This window comes from Paenibacillus sp. alder61, from assembly GCF_020179875.1.
Classification (GTDB): domain Bacteria; phylum Bacillota; class Bacilli; order Paenibacillales; family Paenibacillaceae; genus Fontibacillus; species Fontibacillus faecis.
The window spans coordinates 48749-68540 of the sequence record NZ_JAIUDG010000004.1 but is presented as its reverse complement, the minus strand read 5'-3'; the positions used below and the strand labels follow the sequence as shown (position 1 = coordinate 68540).

At 54.2% G+C, this 19792-nt stretch carries 10 protein-coding genes and 1 riboswitch; of the genes, 2 read left to right on the top strand and 8 right to left on the bottom strand.

Features of this window, described 5'->3' with window-relative positions:
• Nucleotides 1–3 precede the first annotated feature (3 nt).
• The 4 genes from LBW89_RS05245 to pulA form a co-directional block, all read right to left on the bottom strand.
• On the bottom strand, nucleotides 4–1953 hold the full coding sequence (locus LBW89_RS05245) for an alpha-amylase (protein ID WP_148455372.1): 1950 nt from the start codon (nucleotides 1951–1953) through the stop codon (nucleotides 4–6).
• A 40-nt stretch (nucleotides 1954–1993) separates the two neighbouring features.
• Nucleotides 1994–3034, bottom strand: a complete 1041-nt coding sequence (locus LBW89_RS05240; protein WP_148455370.1) for a zinc-dependent alcohol dehydrogenase — start codon at nucleotides 3032–3034, stop codon at nucleotides 1994–1996.
• A 230-nt stretch (nucleotides 3035–3264) separates the two neighbouring features.
• Nucleotides 3265–5304: an amylo-alpha-1,6-glucosidase gene (locus LBW89_RS05235; protein ID WP_148455915.1), complete on the bottom strand. Its 2040-nt coding sequence runs from the start codon at nucleotides 5302–5304 to the stop codon at nucleotides 3265–3267.
• Nucleotides 5305–5403: 99 nt separating this feature from the next.
• A complete protein-coding gene (gene pulA, locus LBW89_RS05230; RefSeq protein ID WP_148455368.1) occupies nucleotides 5404–7365 on the bottom strand; it encodes a type I pullulanase in 1962 nt (653 codons plus the stop codon).
• Nucleotides 7366–7777: 412 nt separating this feature from the next.
• Here pulA and LBW89_RS05225 point away from each other — a divergent pair, with 412 nt between their 5' ends.
• A complete protein-coding gene (locus LBW89_RS05225) occupies nucleotides 7778–8521 on the top strand; it encodes a zinc-ribbon domain-containing protein (protein WP_225038703.1) in 744 nt (247 codons plus the stop codon).
• 66 nt (nucleotides 8522–8587) lie between these two features.
• Here the strand turns inward: LBW89_RS05225 and LBW89_RS05220 are convergent, their stop codons facing one another.
• Together LBW89_RS05220 and LBW89_RS05215 are read right to left on the bottom strand one after the other, a co-directional pair.
• Nucleotides 8588–12064, bottom strand: a complete 3477-nt coding sequence (locus LBW89_RS05220) for a DUF6359 domain-containing protein (RefSeq protein WP_225038702.1) — start codon at nucleotides 12062–12064, stop codon at nucleotides 8588–8590.
• Nucleotides 12065–12827: 763 nt separating this feature from the next.
• A complete protein-coding gene (locus LBW89_RS05215) occupies nucleotides 12828–14264 on the bottom strand; it encodes an NAD(P)/FAD-dependent oxidoreductase (protein ID WP_225038701.1) in 1437 nt (478 codons plus the stop codon).
• A 70-nt stretch (nucleotides 14265–14334) separates the two neighbouring features.
• Nucleotides 14335–14434, bottom strand: a riboswitch (purine riboswitch).
• A gap of 259 nt (nucleotides 14435–14693) precedes the next feature.
• Between LBW89_RS05215 and LBW89_RS05210 the strand changes: the two genes are divergently transcribed.
• Nucleotides 14694–16013 carry a hemolysin family protein gene (locus LBW89_RS05210; RefSeq protein ID WP_225038700.1) on the top strand — a complete coding sequence of 440 codons (1320 nt, stop codon included), beginning with the start codon at nucleotides 14694–14696 and terminating at the stop codon, nucleotides 16011–16013.
• Nucleotides 16014–17216: 1203 nt separating this feature from the next.
• Here LBW89_RS05210 and LBW89_RS05205 read toward each other — a convergent pair.
• Both LBW89_RS05205 and LBW89_RS05200 read right to left on the bottom strand, forming a co-directional pair.
• Nucleotides 17217–18647 (bottom strand): DUF4129 domain-containing protein, encoded by a 1431-nt coding sequence (locus LBW89_RS05205; RefSeq protein ID WP_225038699.1) that lies wholly within the window; start codon nucleotides 18645–18647, stop codon nucleotides 17217–17219.
• Nucleotides 18648–18724: 77 nt separating this feature from the next.
• Nucleotides 18725–19708, bottom strand: coding sequence for an NAD-dependent epimerase/dehydratase family protein (locus LBW89_RS05200; RefSeq protein WP_225038698.1), 984 nt, complete (start codon nucleotides 19706–19708; stop codon nucleotides 18725–18727).
• Nucleotides 19709–19792: the final 84 nt, after the last annotated feature.

Below are 19792 nucleotides of genomic sequence, written 5' to 3'. Positions count from 1 at the left end.
CCTTTACGGTTTGATTTGAGGATGATAGAAGACGATGCCCTGGTGGGGCTGAAGCATTCGCCAATCCCGGCCGCCTTGGGCCGCAGAGACCAGAGCGAATTCCGGGTCGGCCAGACTATCGATCCACACCGTCCAACCGTCCGATACGGGATAGATCGCATTCAGACGAATTTCCTGCGGAGCGTCGGCGCTTAAATTGAAGCAGCACACCAGCATCTCACTCCCTTTCAGATAGGCGTACATCAATACCTCTCCCTGGGCGTCAGGTACAAAAAAGTTCTGGGGCCGGACCAGATGCTCCAATTGCCTCTTTCCGGCATGCAAACGGCTCAGTAAAGGAATCATGGGCTGCGGGTGTGTCCAGTTAATGACCAGACGGTTGAAAAAAGCCCGCGGAATCTCCGCGCCGCCCGTATTATCGGCAAGTCCGCAGTTCAAAGGCTGTTCTTCGTTCATCTCGATTCCCGTAGTCAAAAAAGGAATGGCGTTCGGCAAAAAGCTGTTGAATACGCTCATCATCCGCGCCAGACGAATCCCTCCACGACTGGCAATTCGGGGGGTGTCCGCCGTTTCGGAACAGGCGAATACATGTATGGCCAACTCGGGGAGCTCCTGGAGGTACGCCTGCAGCGTTTCCACCGAAATATCCGTCATAATCTTCCACCCGCTGCCGAGCATGACATTATACCCGGTGCTCGCGGCCTTGAGATGGTTGCGATTGAACAAGTCCTCGCTGATGAGGATGGCGTGGGGCCGGATCTCCTTGATCGTCCGGAACATCTCCTCCAGCAAAGGCACCGGCAGGACATGGCCGATATCGATCCGGAACCCGTCGACGCCATAAGCATGCAAGTTGAACTTAACGGCCTCCACCAGCATGTCCCACAATTCCCGGTTCGGTTCCGTTCCGGGGTACATGTTGCATTTGATCGTGTCGAACAACACATACGGCGGTTGATTCGGAGGGACAAAATCCCGGACTTGCGGCGCATGATCCTTGAACAGCCTGTAAAACGTAATATCCGTCCAGATCGGTTGGACATCGTTAACCCAGTCGGAGTGAGCCGGCGCCGTCGTAATCCCCATGTTTTCCTCGACGAGCGACAACAGCGGCTCGCCGGATTGCCGGGCGCGCTGCTTCAGACACTGCCACAGCAAAGGATTCAATTCGTTCGGCGGCGGCGAAAATTTGGATAAAAAAGCCGCCGTTTCCTTGCTGCGATAAATGGTTTCGAGCTTGTCCGGGCTGCATTCTTCGAAGAAGCCCAGCTCTGGAATATAAGGAGGACGAAAGCCTTCCAAATGTTCCTTGCCGATCCAGTACACCCAATCGGGATGATCTTCAATAACTTCACTGTCTCTCGCCGTTACCCTGGGGATAAAATCCACCACGACTTTTACGCCCACCAGATGACAGGCTTCGACGAGCGCGGCCATTTCGTCGTGGAGCGTAAACTCCGAGATGCCGTCCAATAAGGGATCGTGCAGATCGGGGTCCAGCTCGAACAAACTATGAACCGCGTAAGGCGAGCCGATGTCCCCTTTCCAGTGCATTTGGCTGTATCTTGTAACCGGCAGCAAATACAGTATATTGACGCCCATTTTCTTCAACAGCGGAAGCAGGATCATCAATCTAAGAAAAGTTCCGGATTGAATGCGGCCGTCATGGTTATAGTCCCATGCCGCGGTGTATCGGACCAGCGACGAGTAGATGATACTCCGGTCGAGACTTTGCTCTTCAAAAGCGTACGATTCGGACAGTTGAAACAAAAAGTTAAGATGATGCAGCAGAAACGGCACCGGATCCACTTTTATTTCCCGATGCTTCGTGTCGAGAATATCGGTATACCCGCATTCGTTCCATATTTCGGGTATCCAGATCGGCCCGATTTCTTTGGGTCGGTGTGAGGCCAGAAATCGGTAAATATATTTCAAGCGTTCTTGGCGGGCCATAACCCCCCATCCCCTTTCAGCGTTCTTTCAAAAATGGCGGCTAGAACACAAATACCGTTTTCATCGTTTCCGCCGGCAAACGCGCACCGGTTGAGAAGTCGTACCCCAAAAGCTCCTGAATCGCCGGCTCGTATTCGGTCAGCGGATAGCGTCTTGTAACCAGCGACGCGAGTTCGGGGTGATCTGCCGCAAACTTCAGCGCCGGCTCAAAAGTACCCAGGTATTCGCCGGCCCCGATGATTTTCACGGCATGCTGCACATAATGGGTGGGAGTCAAAATATATTGATAGCCGCCGTTAATCCCGAAGGGAACGATTCTTCCGCCCCGCTCCACCCATTGCTCGGCCAGGGCCATTTGCGTCCCTACAGTATCGATAACCACATCATACTTTCCGGATTCCGGAGCAGGGGGATCGGTCTTCCCGCCCAATTCCTCCGGCAGGACAACCCGCTCCGAGAACCGGCGGGCCACTGACAGGCGATACGGGTTAACCTCCGTCCCGACCGTAAAGCAGCCGAGCGCTCCGCCGACGATTTGGCACAGCAAGCCCATCGGGCCCGAGCCAAGAACCAGCACGCGATCTTCCCGGGTAACTCCCGCCACCTTGAAATTGTGCAGAACACAAGCGAGCGGTTCCACCAAAACGGCCGCCTCCCAGCTCATCCCGTCGGGGAGCCTATGCACAAAGCTCTCATCCGTAACAAAATAGGGAGCGAACGTACCCGGAAGGTTTAACCCGGCGATCGGCATCCCTTGTCCGGAGCGACCTATGCACAGGTGCAGCTGCCCTTTTCGGCAAAACCGGCATTCCCCGCAGCTCTGGTTCGGGTCGATAACGACGCGGTCTCCCACCCGAACCCGGCTTACGTCCGCACCGGTCTCCACGACGGTTCCTACGGCTTCATGGCCGCGGATGATGCCGGGCACCCCCGGCTCCTTCCCGGCGATGACGGCGAGATCCGTACCGCAAATTCCCGCCAGTTCGATTTTTACTTTCACCTCCCCGGAAGTACGGCACGATGGGGACTCCTGTTCGATGAGTTCCAATCGTCCACGTTCCGTCCATATCAATGCCTGCAATTGAAATCACCTCTACTTTGTTAGGAGATTAGTTCAAACGTTTGCACAATTTGTTACGACCACATATTATCACTAATTTCTGTAAAAGTAAGGTGAAAGGTGTCGAATTTTGCGGGCGTTTTTCAGAAATTATCAGAAAACGTTTTTATTTTGTTTACAATGATAAAAAAGCCGCAAAACTTTCACTCCTCACAAAGAGCTTATTTTGCGGCATGACTATAGTATGGTAATTACTTGCTGTTTATTTCGGGTAAATAGGGCAGAATATCTTCGGTGTATGCCCGCAAAATCTCTCCTACACTCCAGGCTTGAGTGCAGCATCCCCGGCCCGTGCAGGCAAACTCTCCGTCGAAAATTTCCGCAATTCCCCCGATGGCTCCGTCCTGAAGATGGTCCTCGAACACCTCGCACATCCCTTTGGCCGTAAGCACGGCTTCCCGGCTGTGCCCGTTCACCTTGCAGTAGGCGGATATAAATGCGCCAAGCGGGAAAGCCCATACGGTTCCCATGTGATAAGCCCCATCCCGGTCAATGAGCTTGCCGATATATCGAGGCTTGTATTCCTCGTCTTCAAAAGAGAGCGACCGTAAGCCGTAAGGCGTATACAAATGTTTATAAACGGTGTCCACGACCGCCTTTTGCTTCTCGGGAGGAAGCGCCGAATAGGGAAGCGAGACCGCCCAAATTTGGTTCGGCCTGATTTTGCCGTCATTCTCGTTCCCGTTCACATCGATAACATCATACAGACACCCTGCCTGTTCATTCCAGAATCGGCGGCTGAAGGAGTCTTGTACCTGTTGCGCAAGTATATCGTAGGGCTCCGTGTCGCCAAAACGCTCCGCCAACTGCGCCATAACCCGGAGGGCGTTGTACCATAAGGCGTTGATTTCCACCGGTTTCCCGTGACGCGGCGTGACGACCCAATCGCCGACCCTCACATCCATCCAGGTCACTTGATCCAAGCCGCTGCCCGCATGGATCAGGCCATCGTCATCCATGCCGATCGAAAAGTCGGTTCCCGCTTTATGGGCAGCCAGGATTTCCTTAAGCGTCGGGTAAATCTTCTTCTCGATAAAGGCGTAATCCTCCGGTCCTCCGGTATACCGCAAATACTCGTGAACGGCGTGGAAATACCAGAGCGAGGCATCGGCCGTATTGTAAAGCGGTTCCTGGCCGTCATCGGGGAACATGTTGGGAATTAAACCGTTCCGGAGGTAGCGTGAGAAGGATTCCAGAATTTCTCTCGCGTCCTCGAACCGTTTGGTGGACAGGGTCAATCCCTGCAATGCGATCATCGTGTCCCGTCCCCAGTCGGTAAACCAAGGGTAGCCAGCCAGCACCGTTTTAAGGCCCGTCGACTCCCGCTGCACTATAAAATGATCCGCAGCCTCCACCAAGCGGTCGGCAAACCGGTTTCCGTATCCGGCCCGCTCCACCAAACCGTCCATCCTCTGCCTGTATTCACGGACGATCTCGAATCCGTCCTTGTCATCGAGCGGATCTATGGAACACTTCAAGTAAATGGCTTTGCGTTCATAGGGTTTCAGTGAAACATGAATTTCATAGGGAGTGTAGTGGTTGTCCACCCCCATGAATCCGTTCCGGTTCTCGAACTTGTAATAGTGAGCCTCTTCATACAAATAAGGTGGAGTTGCCATCGTCACCGGGTATGTCGATCTGTCCACATAATCCCCTTCGGATGCCATAAAAGAGATCGTCGTTTCCGGCTGCCTGGAGGGGATCAGCTTCAACGTCTGATTCGCCAGCTCCGTTTCAAACGAAAGACTCCCTTTCTCCGAAACCTCCCCGGGAGAACGAAAATTGAACAGCGGAACGATGTTCAGCAGCGCGGACTCCCGTCCACCGGTAATTTCATAACATACGACCGCCGTATTGCGCCCGTATTCCATAGCGATCGTCTTTCGGATCGAGATGTCTTCCACCTGATAATCGTATTCCGGTACGGTGTTAAGGACGAAGCGTCTTAAATAATGCTGCCCGTCTTTTTGCCAGTTCACATACTGCTGCGAGGTTAAATCATAGGTCTTGCCGCCGATCGTCACCTGCTCCTGGGTTCTCGTAAATACGAGCATCCGGTTTACCGGCGCTTTGGCCGACGCCACCAGATAACCGTGGGACATCCGGAAACCGCCGCCCGGAACGGAGTGGCTGGCATAGCCCCCGATCCCGTTTCCGATCAACCATTCCCGTTCGTTGCCTTCCTCGATCGTGCGCCAGGCATGTCTGCCCAATACATAAGCCCTTTCCATCCCCACAAACTTCTCCTCCCCAATTCCTTATGACTTAAACGTTTACGTAAAAAGCAGTGAAAAGGCTCCCCCCTGAAATCCGGGGAAGGCCTTTTCGGTTCAATCGGTCACATGCAGCACGACCATGCCGACGCCGCGAACGTTCAGGCTGCGCTGCGCCAATCCCTGGACGAACTCGCCGCCATAGTGAACCTCCCATGCGCCGAGGTCCGGCAATTCCAAGGTCACCGGTTCCGGATTGGCATTGTACAATACATACAGATGCCGATCCGGATCGCCGCCGGCGTGATCCCGCAAGGTGTAGGCGACCGCCAGCGGCGGTGCCGGTTCGAAACGCAGGTGTTTCCGGATCTCTTCGGCCGTACGCAGCCGGAAGGCCGGATGGGATTTGCGCAGGCGGATCAGACTCGCCACATAGAGCACATCGTTTTGGCGCTCCGCACAACGCGCCCAATCCAGCCGGTTGATTTCCACCGGCGATTTGTAGCTGTTCTCCACTCCGTTCTTGGTACGCATAAATTCCTGACCGGCGTGAATAAACGGGATCCCCTGGCTCGTCAGCACAATGGCGGAGGCCAGCCTGTGCATATGCCGGCGCTGCTCCGCGGACGCCCCTTCCGCCGACAGGGCAAGCTTATCCCAAAGCGTATGATTGTCATGGCATTCCACATAGTTGACGCTTTGCACCGGTTCCCGCGCGAACTGCTCGATGCCTTCGCCGTAGCGGATACCCCCGACGATTCCGCGCTTGATGCCGTCCTCCAGCCCGCTCCCCTGACTGACAAATCCTCTCGACTTCTCCTCAAAGTTGCTGCCCTTGACCGCATCGCGAATCCCGTCGTTGAAGTGCCCGACTCCGGGAAACCGCCACGCGTTCCCCTGATGGGCGCGGCGCTCGTTCGGGAGTACGCTCCCCTCCATGTTCCACCCTTCGCCAATCAGCAGAATCGACGGATCGATCTCATCCATGCGGCGGCGGATCTCCTTCATCGTATCGACATCAAGGAGCCCCATCAGGTCGAACCGGAACCCGTCGATGCGGTACTCCCGAATCCAGTGCAGGAGCGAGTCGATGATAAATTTGCGCATCATCGGCCGCTCGCTCGCGCATTCATTTCCGCAGAAGGAACCGTTCGAAAACTTGCCGTCCGGTTTGTAGCGGAGATAGTAACCCGGCACCAGCTTGGTGAAGTTGACCAGATACCCGTCGTATACATGGTTGTAGACAACGTCCATGATCACCCGCAGCCCCTTGTCATGCAGCGCCTGGATGCACTGCTTCAGCTCCGTAATCCGGGCTGTCGGCGAGTACGGGTCCGTGGCGTACGATCCCTCAGGGGCGTTATAGTTCTTCGGATCATACCCCCAATTGTAGTGGGGCTGATCGAGCCGGGTCTCATCCACGCTCTCGGTGGAATAGTCAAACACCGGCAAAAGCTGCACATGGGTCACACCGAGCCCGGCGATGTGATCCAGCCCGGTCGGAATCCCATCGGGACCTTTCGTGCCGGCCTCGGCCAGTCCCAAATATAGTCCCTTATGCCGGATCCCGCTTTCCGGGTGGATGGACAGGTCCCGGATATGCACTTCATAGATCACCGCATCCACCGGAGAAGTAAACGCCGGCTTCGCAGCGGTCCAATGCTCGGGATCGGTCCGGCGGAGGTCGACCACAACGCCCCGGTCCCCGTTTACGCCGACGGCCTTGGCATAGGGATCGACGGCCTCGTTAACATCCGACCCGATCCTTACCTTGAACGTGTAGTAAACGCCATGAAGGTCCCCCGGTTTCTCCGCTACCCATGTACCTTTCCGGCCGCGGGTCATCTTCACCTCTTGCTCCGGCTCGCTGTTCCAGGAGGCGTAAAGCACCACCAAGGCTTCCGAGGCCGTCGGTGCCCAGAGGCGGAAAACCGTCATTTCCGGGGTATAGGCAGCCCCCAAGTCGTCACCGTCGTAATTATATTTTTCATCAAACGCGGGGTCGAACACGGAAACGCCTCCGGTCACTTCCGGATCGCCGTAATCGATCGCAATGTCAATTTCCTTCTGTACGGACATGGGATTCACTCCAATCGTATAAATTGTCGCACGAAACGACTCATTTCATGTAAAAGAAATCCGATTAATGTAATTAGCGGAGGTATTCCCGGTAATGGACGATATCGACTCATCAAACTATGAAAACGGTTGCCGCTTAAAACACCCGCGTCCCCTACCTACTGCATCATATGGCAACAAGCCACCGGAGGGTCCCTTACATCCGCCTCCGCCCAAAGGATGACTAAAACGTTTACTTCCACTTGTATGTCGTGCATTATACCATTGCTATTTCCTTCGGGTCAATCGTTTGCACAATGATCATTAACCATTTTTTATCCCGCATCTTCATTTTTTCTTCTCTATCTCCGATAACAATTAATAGTACTTTAGGACTATATTATTTACTACATCTAGACCGACGGAGGATGCCATGTACTGTTCAAATTGCGGCAAGGGCTTATATGAAGACGATAAATTTTGCGTAAGCTGCGGTGCTCCGGTAAAACCGCGCGAACTTGAAAGGGAGAGCGACGGCTTGGCCCCTTTTCTGAACTCGGCGGCCCCCCACCCTCACCCTGAGCAAGCCCGAAGGAATACGGCGGAGCCTACCGAAGAGGACTATAGCCTTTTTATCGGAAAACGCGCCGAGGAGTACTTGCTCCTCTGGAAAGAAGATCGCCACTGGAACTGGCCCGCTTTTCTGTTCGGAGGATACTGGCTGTTGTACCGAGGAATGTATTTGTACTTTTTGCTTTACTTGATCTGTTTATCCTTGCTCGTGAATGTGATACGTTACCTGACCTTTCCCGCCTACTATTTATCGAATGGGGTGGTCTGGACGGTCATCGCGGCTCATTTCGTGCTGCAGGTTGTGTTCGCCGCCTTCGCCAATCAGATTTATTTCCATCATGCGCAGCGAAAAATCCGATCACTGAACGTACGTTTTGACAGGTATCCGGATCTGCGGAAGGAAAAAATCGAAAGCGCCGGCGAAACCAGCCTCTACATCCCTATCGCCCTCGCCGTTCTCCCGATTCTGATCGGAATCGTCAGCTTCCTCCTCTATACGGCCCATATTTATAAAGAGATCAACCAAGAAATCCGGATGATGGAGCAGGGGACCAGTCTGAGTAGGCCTTTGGAGGCTAGCGATGGAGCGATTAGGTCTGCTTAACCAAAAAAAGACCCCAGCACGGTGGAGAGCCGGGCTGCGGTCTTTTTGCTTTAAAGGTGTGGATTGTTAACTCGCTTGTTTGCCGATGTACCTCAAATCCTCGTAAACCAGAAGCGCGAATTCGGATTTCATGCCTCTGCCGGATTGGGCCAGAACGATCAGCTTTAATTCATTTAAGCGGATTTGTTGTTCCTTCTTGGTCTTCGCCTTCTGAAGCGCGGCCACCTTAGCCTGGAGCAGACCGGCCACTTCCTTCTTTTTGATCCGTTTCTGCTCCATCCCGAGGTCAATCAGTTCATCGAGATGGTCGATATCCATCGTCACTTCAAAAGTGAACTTTACAAAAGACTTATGGCCCAGTTCATCCGCGGCCGTCACACTTAGCGTGTGCTTCCCGGTCGAGAGATAATACGGCTGCAGCCGGTTCGGATCCCCGATCTTTTTGCCGTCCAAATAATAAACGGACTTCTTGACACCGCTCGCACGATCCTCAACCGTTACCGTAAAAGGGACGTTGTCCGCCGTCTGCATCACGATTTTCTCTCCGTTCAGACTTACTTCAGGACCCAAACGGTCCACATTGATGTAAAGCGTCTTGCTCTCTTCTACGTTTCCGGCCTTGTCCACCGAGCGATATTCGATGACATACTTGCCGTCCTTTGTAAGCTGGAGGGGAGCGGCGGCCCGCTCCCATGCTCCCCCGTTCATCCGATATTCCGTGTAATCCAGGCCGCTGCCGCCCTCGTCCTCGGCGATCCACTCTACGGTTACCTGGGCTTTATTGTAGACATTTTGGCCGGCTTTTCCGTTATGCTCCGCACGGGTAACCGGTGCCGCGTTGTCAAAATGGACCACATGATCCAGACTGAGCGGCTTGAGTTGATAGACCCCTTTAAAAATCGCGGCGATCCCGGTAACATTGACGCGGGTTCCCGTCGGGTAAGCTTCGCTGAACGCCGACTGGCTAATCCCCGTTCTCCCGTCGATCCGCACCTTGGCGCTGGAACCGTCCGCTTTGACGGCGTCGAACTCAAAGGATCCCGCCGGTGAAGCCGGCACCAGGTTTTGGATTGCGACGTTCTCCAAAGTAATCAGACGTCCCTGGTTCGTCTCGTCCACGCCGCTTTGGATGATCGGATTCGGCAGAGGAGCCATTCCCTTTTTCTCGATCAAAATCGGGTTTTCCAGTTCCACCTCGCCGTTATATACCGTTTTTTCGGCACTGATGCGGACCCGGTCGCCCGCATGGTACCCGGAAGCCGTTTGGAACACATAGATGCCGGCGGTTTCATCCTGAACGTAGAATCCCTGACCGCCAAACACGCCAGGTTCAGAAGTAATCACGCCCTCGACGGTAACCTTCGTTCCGTCCGGTTTCTGGCGGACCTCCGCAATGGAAGCCAGCTCCGGCACCGGCGGCTTGTCGTCCGGCAGCGGCTCCGCGCTCACATCGGCGATTGTGACGGCCTTCGTCAACGCATTGGCGCTTCCTTGTTTCAAGCGCAGATTGGCGCTTCCCGCTTGGCCCGGCTTGAACTGCACGGTCAGTTCCTTGGCCGCGTGCCCCAGCGCATCGCCCGTCAGCGAAAACGCCGGGCTATAGTTGTAATCCGACCACGTGCCGTCCGCATGTTTGAAACGGGCGATTTGCGCACCGCCGGCCAGATAAATCCCCACTTTCAGATCGTTTATCGTTTGTCCTGGCAAAAGATTGTCCGCCGTTACCCGGATTTGAAACTCCTCGTTGGCCGGCAGCCGGGACTGATGAACAAAGCCATAGACCGGCTGCGGTTGCGGAGTCTCGCTGGATCCGTAGGACCCCGGCTTGAAAGTGGTCGGGTCGTACCATTTATACCCCGCCGCCGGCTCCGACCAAGGCTCCGGTTTCGGCTCCACGGACGCCGCCGGCTCCTCTTCCGGTCCGAGCACGGTAGGCTGGTCCAGTTCGATACCCGGGACTTCGGCAAAAGAGGTGTACTTCTCGTCATGGGCCAACCATCTGACCGTATTCACCAGGAAGATTCCGTCGTCGACTTCTTTGAACCCGTCATACGTTTTCTTCTTTTGCCCGTTTTCTTCTCTTACATATTTCGGCGTGGCGTCCTCTACCGGAGACGAATCTCCGATAAACGCGGCTTTACCGAGGCCCAGCTTGCCGATCGCGGCATAAGGCCCCTCGGCGCGGCCTCCTCCGTTGTAAACGCCGCTGTCTACCGCGTTGCCCCAGGCCGGGACACCCGTCGGCACATAAACGACGCCCTTCGCTTTTTCGGGGTCCAGAATCGCCACCGTCGAGCCGGCATGCATGGCAACCTCTTCCACGCCTGACGTGATGCCGAACGATTGGGACGGATTCACGATATCATTGGCGTTAACATCCCCAATGGCGTTATATCGGAAGCGCACCCCAAAGTGATCGGCCAGCCAGTCGGAGCTGATGATATCCTGCATGGCGGGCGAGTTCGCTTCCTCCGCGCTCATCCCTTTGGCCGGGTTTTCGTAAGCGCCGCGGCGGTAGCCGTTAAACACCTCCGAAGCGTCCCAACGGTTTTTGTTGCGGTCGGCATTGTAATGGTCCGAGATGAAAAATACGGCCCCGCCGTTTTCCACATATTGAACGATCGCCGCCTGCTCGGATGCTTTGAACGGAATGTTCGCTTCCGGCAAAATAAAAACATCATAGTCCTTCAGGGTATCATAAGTGATGGCCGCTTCCCCGAACGTAAATGGAACGGGGCGGTCCAGAGCGTCCACCTGGAATCCGGCTGCCCAGAGACCGTCGGCGAAATCGGAGAAGGCGCCGTCGATGACCCAATCCGCTGCGCCCGCGGTTTGGGCGTGCGCATGGTCGAACAGAACCTTTTTGCCCGTTCCGTCCGGTAGCGCGGGCGTTTCGGGCTGCTCTCCACCTGGCTGTTCGCCCCCTGGTTGTTCTCCCCCAGGCTGTTCGCCCCCCGGTTGTTCTCCGCCAGGCTGCTCTCCACCTGGCAGCTCCCCTCCGGCAAGCTCAATTTTGTTCACCGATTTCAATCCGGGGAAGTTATTATAGGCATTCAGGGAGCCGGAGACGGTCACTTGACGGCCGATCAGCTCGGGATGGCCCTGCAATCCGAAGTCGCCCCGCAGGCCGGAGGGGACTTGAACGTTAACAAGCTTGCCGAGATCCCGTTCATCCGGGGTATCCGCCAACAAAAAATTATAATCATTGCCGAACGGCGCGTTGAAATTCGCTGTCAGCGATCCTGTGGCATGTCCCACGATGTACCCGGTAACGACGGTCTGCTCCCCGCTGTTACCTTTGGCAATCGCCGCCCCCACACTGATGGAAGCGCCGCTCGACCCGGCGGGCTCGGCCAAATCCGTGCCGCCTTGCTCCGGCACCGGCGCTGTCTGAGACAGCGTATCCGAGGCCGCGGCCGCCGGTATCGCGCCTCCCTGGCCCGCTTCCTCAGCAGCGGCGGGCAGTGCGCCGGCCAGACTGGTGACGAGCATGGCGATGACCAGCAACCAGTTTAACCGCCTTCTTTTCCTTGCGCGCTTCATACGTGATCGATTCCTCCCTTAACAATTGTTGGATAATTTCCCTTACAATTATAAAATTCTAACAATTGCCCACTATTTCCTACTTGTAAAAATCATGTTAAATAACAACCACCCGTCCAACGGGTGGTTTGCTCTAAGGCTATAAGCCTTTATTATCGGCTCGCGTCTAAAGGCGCTAGCTTTTACTACGTTCAAGCTACTAGGCCGTTGCCGCTTTTGCCTCCCCCTGAAGGGGGGCGATTATTACTGGTCCCCCCTCAGATAACCTTGATAACATAGAATTCCTGCATATGTGCATGTTTTTCTTGGTTGGGGCCCAAAATTTCAAAATTCCTGCAAATCTGCAGGAATTTTCGACGAAATCGGCTCGTTTCTCTAAAATCGCTGGAAATTCCTGCAGATTTGCATCTTTTTTCGAATCCCCTCGGAGATCGTCCTAAAATACCTGCAGATTTGCATCTTTTTAGAGTTGGAAGTTTGGAAGCACACTAGGCGCCTCTTTGTATGTGACATTTCACTTAGATTAGCCATTAAGTAACCTTTTCCTTTCGTTATACATCGTAGCTTGAACACTCCTATGATAACGACCCCAACATCAGATGGCTTTTTGCTATAAGCATCACTACACCACCCGCATAGCAGGTGTTTTTTGTTTCGCACGCTTCGCGAGCTCACCAGACTAAAGCCCCAAAGAAACAAAAAAAACGAAGGCCCCTTACTCGCCTCCGTTTTAACTCCTATTATCCGATGATCTTGTCGTGCGCTATACCCCTGCCTGCTCCATCATTCCCCTGGCGATCCAAACTCCGGCCGCTCCGGCTTGGGCCAAGCCGCGGGTAATACCGGCCCCGTCCCCGCCGCAATATAGGCCGGCGATTTCCGTCTCCAGCGATTCCGTCAGTTTCGGACGGGCCGAATAGAATTTGGCCTCTACTCCGTAGAACAGCGTGTGCTCGGAAGCGATTCCCGGGGTAACCTTATCGAGCGCTTCGACCATTTCGATCAAACTCTTCATCGTATTGTAAGGCAGAACGAGTCCAAGATCCCCTGGTACCGCCTCCTTCAAGGTCGGCTCCAAAAATCCCTCGGCGATCCGGGCCGCCGTCGAGCGCCGCCCGCGTAAAATATCGCCATACTTCTGTATGATCACGCCGCCGTTCGAAAGATCATTCGCCCGCTCGCAAATCTCTCTGGCATATTCGTTCGGCTTGTCGAACGGCTCCGTGAATTTATGCGATACGAGCAGCGCGAAATTGGTATTCTGTGAGCCGAGGGCGGGATCTTTGTAAGAGTGCCCGTTGGCGGCCATCACACCGCTGTGGTTCTCGACGACAACATGCCCCGACGGATTGCTGCAAAACGTCCGGACTCTAGTTCCGACCGAGGTGTTGAAAATAAACTTTCCTTCATACAAATGCTCGTTGATCTCCCTCATTACCACATCGGACGTTTCCACACGAACGCCGACATCGACCTGATTGTTCGACATTTTCAGGCGGCGCTTCTTCAAAATTTCGGTCAGCCAGGCCGAACCGTCCCTTCCCGGAGCTACCATTACCTTGTTCGCCTCGTACGTATCCCCGTTTTTCAATAGGATGCCTTGAACCCGATGCCCTCCATCTTCCTTGACCGTAATGAGGTCCTCCACCTCCGCCTTGTAAATCATATCGATTCGGGTTTTCAAATATTCATAGATCGATTTCAGGATCTCCAGATTTTGTTCCGTGCCGAGATGGCGGACTTGAGCCCGAAGCAGCTTCAAACCCGCGGCGTAGCCGCGCTGCTCGATCCCCTTGACCGCGTCCGTCAGCGGATCGGTAATGACCGGCGTAGCGCCGTGCTCAAGGTTGATTGCGTCCACATAGCGGATCAGCTCCAGCACTTTGGACGGAGCGATGTAATCCGTCAACCAGCCGCCGAACTCGGTCGTGATGTTAAACTTCCCGTCACTGTAAGCTCCGGCTCCTCCAAACCCCGCCGTAATGGAGCAGGCGGGAAGGCAGCCGGCAAACTCCTTTTTCCCGGCAGCGGGAGGACAAAGCGTAATCTTCTCCTCCAAAATCGGACAACGGCGACGGTATATATCATGTCCTTTATCCACCAGCAGCACCTTCCAATGCGGCGCTTTCCGCGTCAGCTCATAGCAGGCAAAAATCCCCGCCGGTCCGGCCCCGACAACGATTACATCGTATTTATTCATCAGTTCAAATTCCTCCTGAGGTTAGTTATGGTCTGCAGAAAACGCAAAAAAATCCCCGACTTCGAATAGGCATGCGCAAGCACCCGTTCGTAGCCAGGAATTTGTGGTTCCTTGTAGAGACCCTCAAACCGTATTTTTGAGGATATACGAATCGTTTAAAGCCCATCTATGATTTCGTTTGTTACGGTACTAATAATAGCTTTAAATTACCGAATAAGTCAATAGATAAATTAGTCATTATTCGTATATTAGCGAAATAGAAAGAGTTATTTTAAACAAAACAACCATATTATCAATTAAAACACGAACATTAATCCATAATTTATGTTATGATTCTATACTTACTCATTCGCATTAACAATTCACATGCTTTATAATATAATTATGCTTTTATTCATACTTTTAATTAAAAAGGAGTAGATGTAGCGAATGGACAGTGACAGGCTTTTGGTATTGAATTTGGTTTTGGTCGTGATTCTCATAGCAATGACGGCATTTTTCGTTGCGGTGGAATTTGCGATCGTCCGGGTACGGGGCAGCCGCGTGGATCAGTTGATTGCCGAAGGGCACAAGAAGGCGTTGGCCGTTAAGCAGGTCACCTCCAATCTTGACGGATATTTATCCGCCTGCCAGTTGGGGATTACGATCACGGCGCTTGGACTCGGTTGGCTGGGCGAACCGACGGTGGAGCGAATCCTTGAACCGTTGTTTCACAGCCTTCACATACCTGAAGCATTAGGCGGTGTGCTTTCCTTCATCATCGCATTTGTGGTGATTACTTATCTTCACGTGGTGGTCGGTGAATTGGCGCCGAAGACCGTGGCGATCCGCAAAGCGGAAGCCGTGGCCATGTTTACCGCAAAGCCGCTCATTTTGTTTACCAAAGTGATGCGCCCCTTCATCTGGACCTTGAACGGCTCGGCCAATCAACTGGTGAGGATGATCGGCATTAAACCCGCTTCCGAGCATGAAGAAGCTCATTCGGAAGAGGAACTGCAAATTATTATTAACGAAAGCTTCGAGAGCGGTAAAATCAATCAAAGCGAATATGGCTACGTCAACCGGATCTTCGCGTTTGACAATCTGCTCGCCAAGGAAATTATGGTTCCGCGCACCGACATGGTGTGCTTGTATACAGATAAAACGCGGGAAGAGAACCTGGAAATCATCAAAGAACAGCAATATACCAGATTCCCCGTCGTGGAACAAAGCAAGGACAATGTCATCGGCGTTATCAACACTAAACAATTCTTCCTGGCTTACGAGGATAATCCCAACCTGGAAGTCGCTTCGATCCTGCAGCCGGTCATGGCCGTTTCGGAAGTGACGCCGGTCAACGAATTGCTGCAGCGGATGCAGCGGGAAGGCACGCATATCGCCATCCTCATTGATGAGTATGGCGGCACCGCCGGTCTCGTCACCATCGAGGACATCCTGGAAGAAATCGTCGGCGAAATCCGCGACGAATTCGACAAGGAAGAGGAACAGCCGCTGGTTCAGCTCAGCGAAACCCATCTGGTAGTCGATGGAAAGGTTACGATCAATCAGATCAATGACCTGCTGTTGGCTAACCTGGACACGGAGGATGTCGACACGATCGGCGGCTGGCTGTACGGCAGACACCCCGAAATGAAAATCGGAGAAACGTTGGAGCACCAAAGCCTGCGCTTTAAACTGCTTGAGAAAGAACCGCATCGATTCCGGAAGCTGGAGATTATCAAGCTCGAACCACAACTTGAGGAATCATAAAATAAAAAAAGGTTGCCCCGTCAGCGGCGTCAAGCTGCTGTGGGGCAACCTTTTTTTGGTGCGAGGGAGCGCCGAAATAACGGGAAAAACTCCCGTTATTTCGACTCTTAGCGGTCGTTGAAGAAGATTAACTGGAAATATTACAGCTAATTGTTGGGTTTCCTCGCTATTTTGCCCCCTTTCGAGGAATTAGCTGGAGAATTTCCAGCTATTTCGGTGCCGGAGGACGAAACGGACTGAATTAACGGGAGAATATCCCGTTATGTTATGGACTCTTGGTCTCGCATCAACGTTGCTGATTGCTGCCCGCTCGTTTGAGATAGACTCGTATGAGATAAATGAGTTACTTGGAGTAATTAGTTATGTAAGAGGTTTAAAGAACTGTTGGCGAGTGGAGAAGCCTCAGCCCATTTGGTCGCCCGCAATAACGGGAAAAACGCCCGTTATTTGGGCTCTTCGCGGTCGTTGAAGAAGATTAACTGGAAATATTCCTGCTAATTGTTGGGTTTCCTCGCTATTTCGCCCCCTTTCGAGGAATTAGCTGGAGAATTTCCAGCTATTTCGGTGCCGGAGGACGAAACGGACTGAATTAACGGGAGAAAATCCCGTTATGTTATGGACTCTTGGTCTCGCATCAACGTTGCTGATTGCTGCCCGCTCGTTTGAGATAGACTCGTATGAGATAAATTAGTTACTTGGAGTAATTAGTTATTAAGAGGTTTAAAGAACTGTTGGCAAGTGGAGAAGCCTCAGCCCATTTGGTCGCCCGCAATAACGGGAAAAAAACTGCTAATTTTCCATCTTGGTTGACATGGTACTAATCGTCGACTTATAAGCAACATAAGAAGCGGCGTGACGCAAGGGATCGCTGGAACGGACCATACTTCCTGGCTGACGTCGGTCTTAGCGGCATTTTGGGCCGTTATTTCGGCCCGATTCAGGTTCATGGGAAGAATAGCGGTCAAAAGGGGCCTTATTTTTCTGATGCGGGTCCCAAAATCAGGTTTTTGCCCGCTTTTCCAAAAAATAAGGCCCAAAAAGACCGCTATTTCTCATCGAAGGGACGAATTCGACAAAATAGCGCCGATTAAAGCCCTTATCACTTGCCCGCGAGACCGCGCCAGGGTCCGTGGACCCTCGGCCCGGCTGTCAGGCAATCCGGGGCAAGGCAGCCAGCCTCAGCCGGCCGTCACAGCTTGTGCCCTATCTTTTGCCTGAGCCTCTCAACAAATCCAGCTCCCGCTTGGCGCTGGAAACTTCCTCGTCGGAAGGCTCCGCTTCTCCGTAGCGAGCCCGATAGTACAGGGCGAGAAGCTTGGCCGTCGCGGCTTGCCGGCCCTCACGATCGGGCTCGGGATCGCGTTTCCCAGCCTCCGGTCCGAACCGTCCCGAGGCCGCCTTCCGGCCGAAAAGATGCCGTGCCTCCGCCGCCTGCTCCATGGGCGTAAGATGAGCCCTTGGCTTATACCCGGAGGACTGCGCATGACGAAGCCAACGGCGGTAAAGGTAACGGACGCGCTCCCGATTATCGCGGAGCTCTTCCCAGCGCTCTCCCCTGCCGAAACGCAAGCCCAGGAACGAAGCGCCCCGCCTTTCTCTGAGCTTGCCCCCGGCCCGCTTGGAGGCGTTCAAGCGGATTTCCTCATCCACGTAACCCGTCTGCCGCTCCGGTAGACCGCGTCGTCCGAGCAAGGCGGCCAGACGCTTCACCACCCGCCGCCAAAAGTCTCCGGCATGCCTGGACAACCAATACACCCCCAGGGCCAGCAGGAGCAGCAAAACACCGGTACCGAGTACGTAAAAGGCGATGTCGAGAACCTGTGAAAGCCACCCGGGCTCCGCCGCCTCTTCGGCGGCCGGCATAAACGGCGTAGGGGCGGGCCCGCCTTCGGTCTGCGGCGGACTTTCCGCCGGGGAAGGCCGGTTCAGCCAGCCGACTACTACCCGCAGAAGTTGCAGCAGCCCCTCCCCGAGCCAACGTCCCGCCCCGGCGGCCAACAGAACGGCCGCCGCAACGATCAGGCCGATCCAGGTTATGTTATACCGTTCGAGCCCTCGAGGCAGTGTTCGGGAACCGGCTGCTTTTTCTTGGGAGAACGTGCTGTACCGCAGATAGGTTCGGTTCACGTGAAACAGGGTCCACGCCAGGCAGAACACCCCCGCAGCCGTAATCAGCGGCATGTACGCTGCAAGGTTGGGGATCCGTGCAAACGCCACCCCCGACAATGTATAAAGTGCGATTCCCCACCAATACAATTTCTGAGGGCTGCTCCGTCCCGCCACGGTCATCCCCTGCCACGCCAATACCGCCCCTGCGGGTAAACCGAACAAGAGCCCGGCCTGTTCGGAGCCGGTTGCGGCGAGCACCGCCATGCCATAAACCGCGCCCAGCAACACCGAGACCGCAATCCGTTTCCAAAACAGCGGAACAAGCCCGCGAAGCAAGACTCCGGCAAACGCCATCACCCCGCCGAGCAAAAGCACTCCCCATGAGGATATGGAGGACTGTACGAGTTCAGGTGCGAGATAGGCCAGAACCAAAATATATGCAGGAAGAAGGAAAATGGCCTCGACGAGCCCCAACCCCCACAGTCGAAACGATTTCGCGGTCCACCCCCTGGTAACCGTTTTCAATTCACCACCCGCTTCCGCACCTTTTCTCCCATCATAGCATAGCGGAACCGTCCGGAAAACCGGACGGCTCCAAGGGCTTAGATGGTCGAAATCCCCGTTAGCTTCGGCTGGCGGGTGCCGGGAGGCTGCATGCTCAGGCCCGTTTTGTATTGGGCCTCATGCCGGAGCAGCGTATGCAACCCGTCGCGCAGGGTATAATAAGGCATCCAGTTCAGCTGCTCCGCCGCTTTTCGGTTGCACATCACGCTGTGATCGATATCCCCCGATTGTGGCGGAAGGAAATGCAGAGCCGGTTCCACTCCGGACAACTCCCGCAGCAGCCCGACGATTTCCAACAGGGAAATTCCGCCGCCGCCGCTGATGTTGATGATGTCCCGGCTCCCGTTTCGAATGGCCAGAACGTTGGCGTGGGCCACATCCTGCACATGAACGAAATCGCGCGTCTGCTCCCCGCTGCCGAAAATCTCCAGCGGCTGTCCGCTTAAAATCCGTTCCACGAACGCCGTTATAACGCCGTCTTCCCCGGAGCGGGTTGTTTTGAATCCATAGACATTCGCGTACCTTAAAATGACGTAATCCAGTCCATATTGGACGGCGAACGAGCGAATATACCTTTCGGCCACCAGCTTCGACACACCGTAGAAGGACTGGGGATCCGTGTTGTCCGTCTCTTGAATCGGGATGGATTCCGGCGTCCCGTATACGGCGGCCGAGGAAGCGAACACCAGCTTTTTCACGCCGAAACGAACGCACTGCATCAGCAAATGGATCGTCCCCATGATATTGTTTTCGGCGTCCTGACAAGGATCCTTCAAGGATCGTTGAACGCTGATCTGGGCGGCCAGATGAATCACGCAGTCCGGCCGCTCCGTCTCAAAGACTTCCTCCAGTTGCTCGGATACGAGGTCCAATTGATAGAAGGATACGGACTCGTCCTTTTCCGGCGTGGCCGCCTCCGCCAACCGGTCGACAACAACCACTTGATAGCCTTGCTCGCGTAATAGTTTTACCGTATGGCTGCCGATAAAACCTGCCCCTCCCGTAACAAGCACCTTCATCATGTTCTACTCTCCATTCTAAAATAGGTGGCCTACAAGCCCCCTTTGACGTATTTCCGCTTCCTACTTTATGTGCCGAAGGGCTAA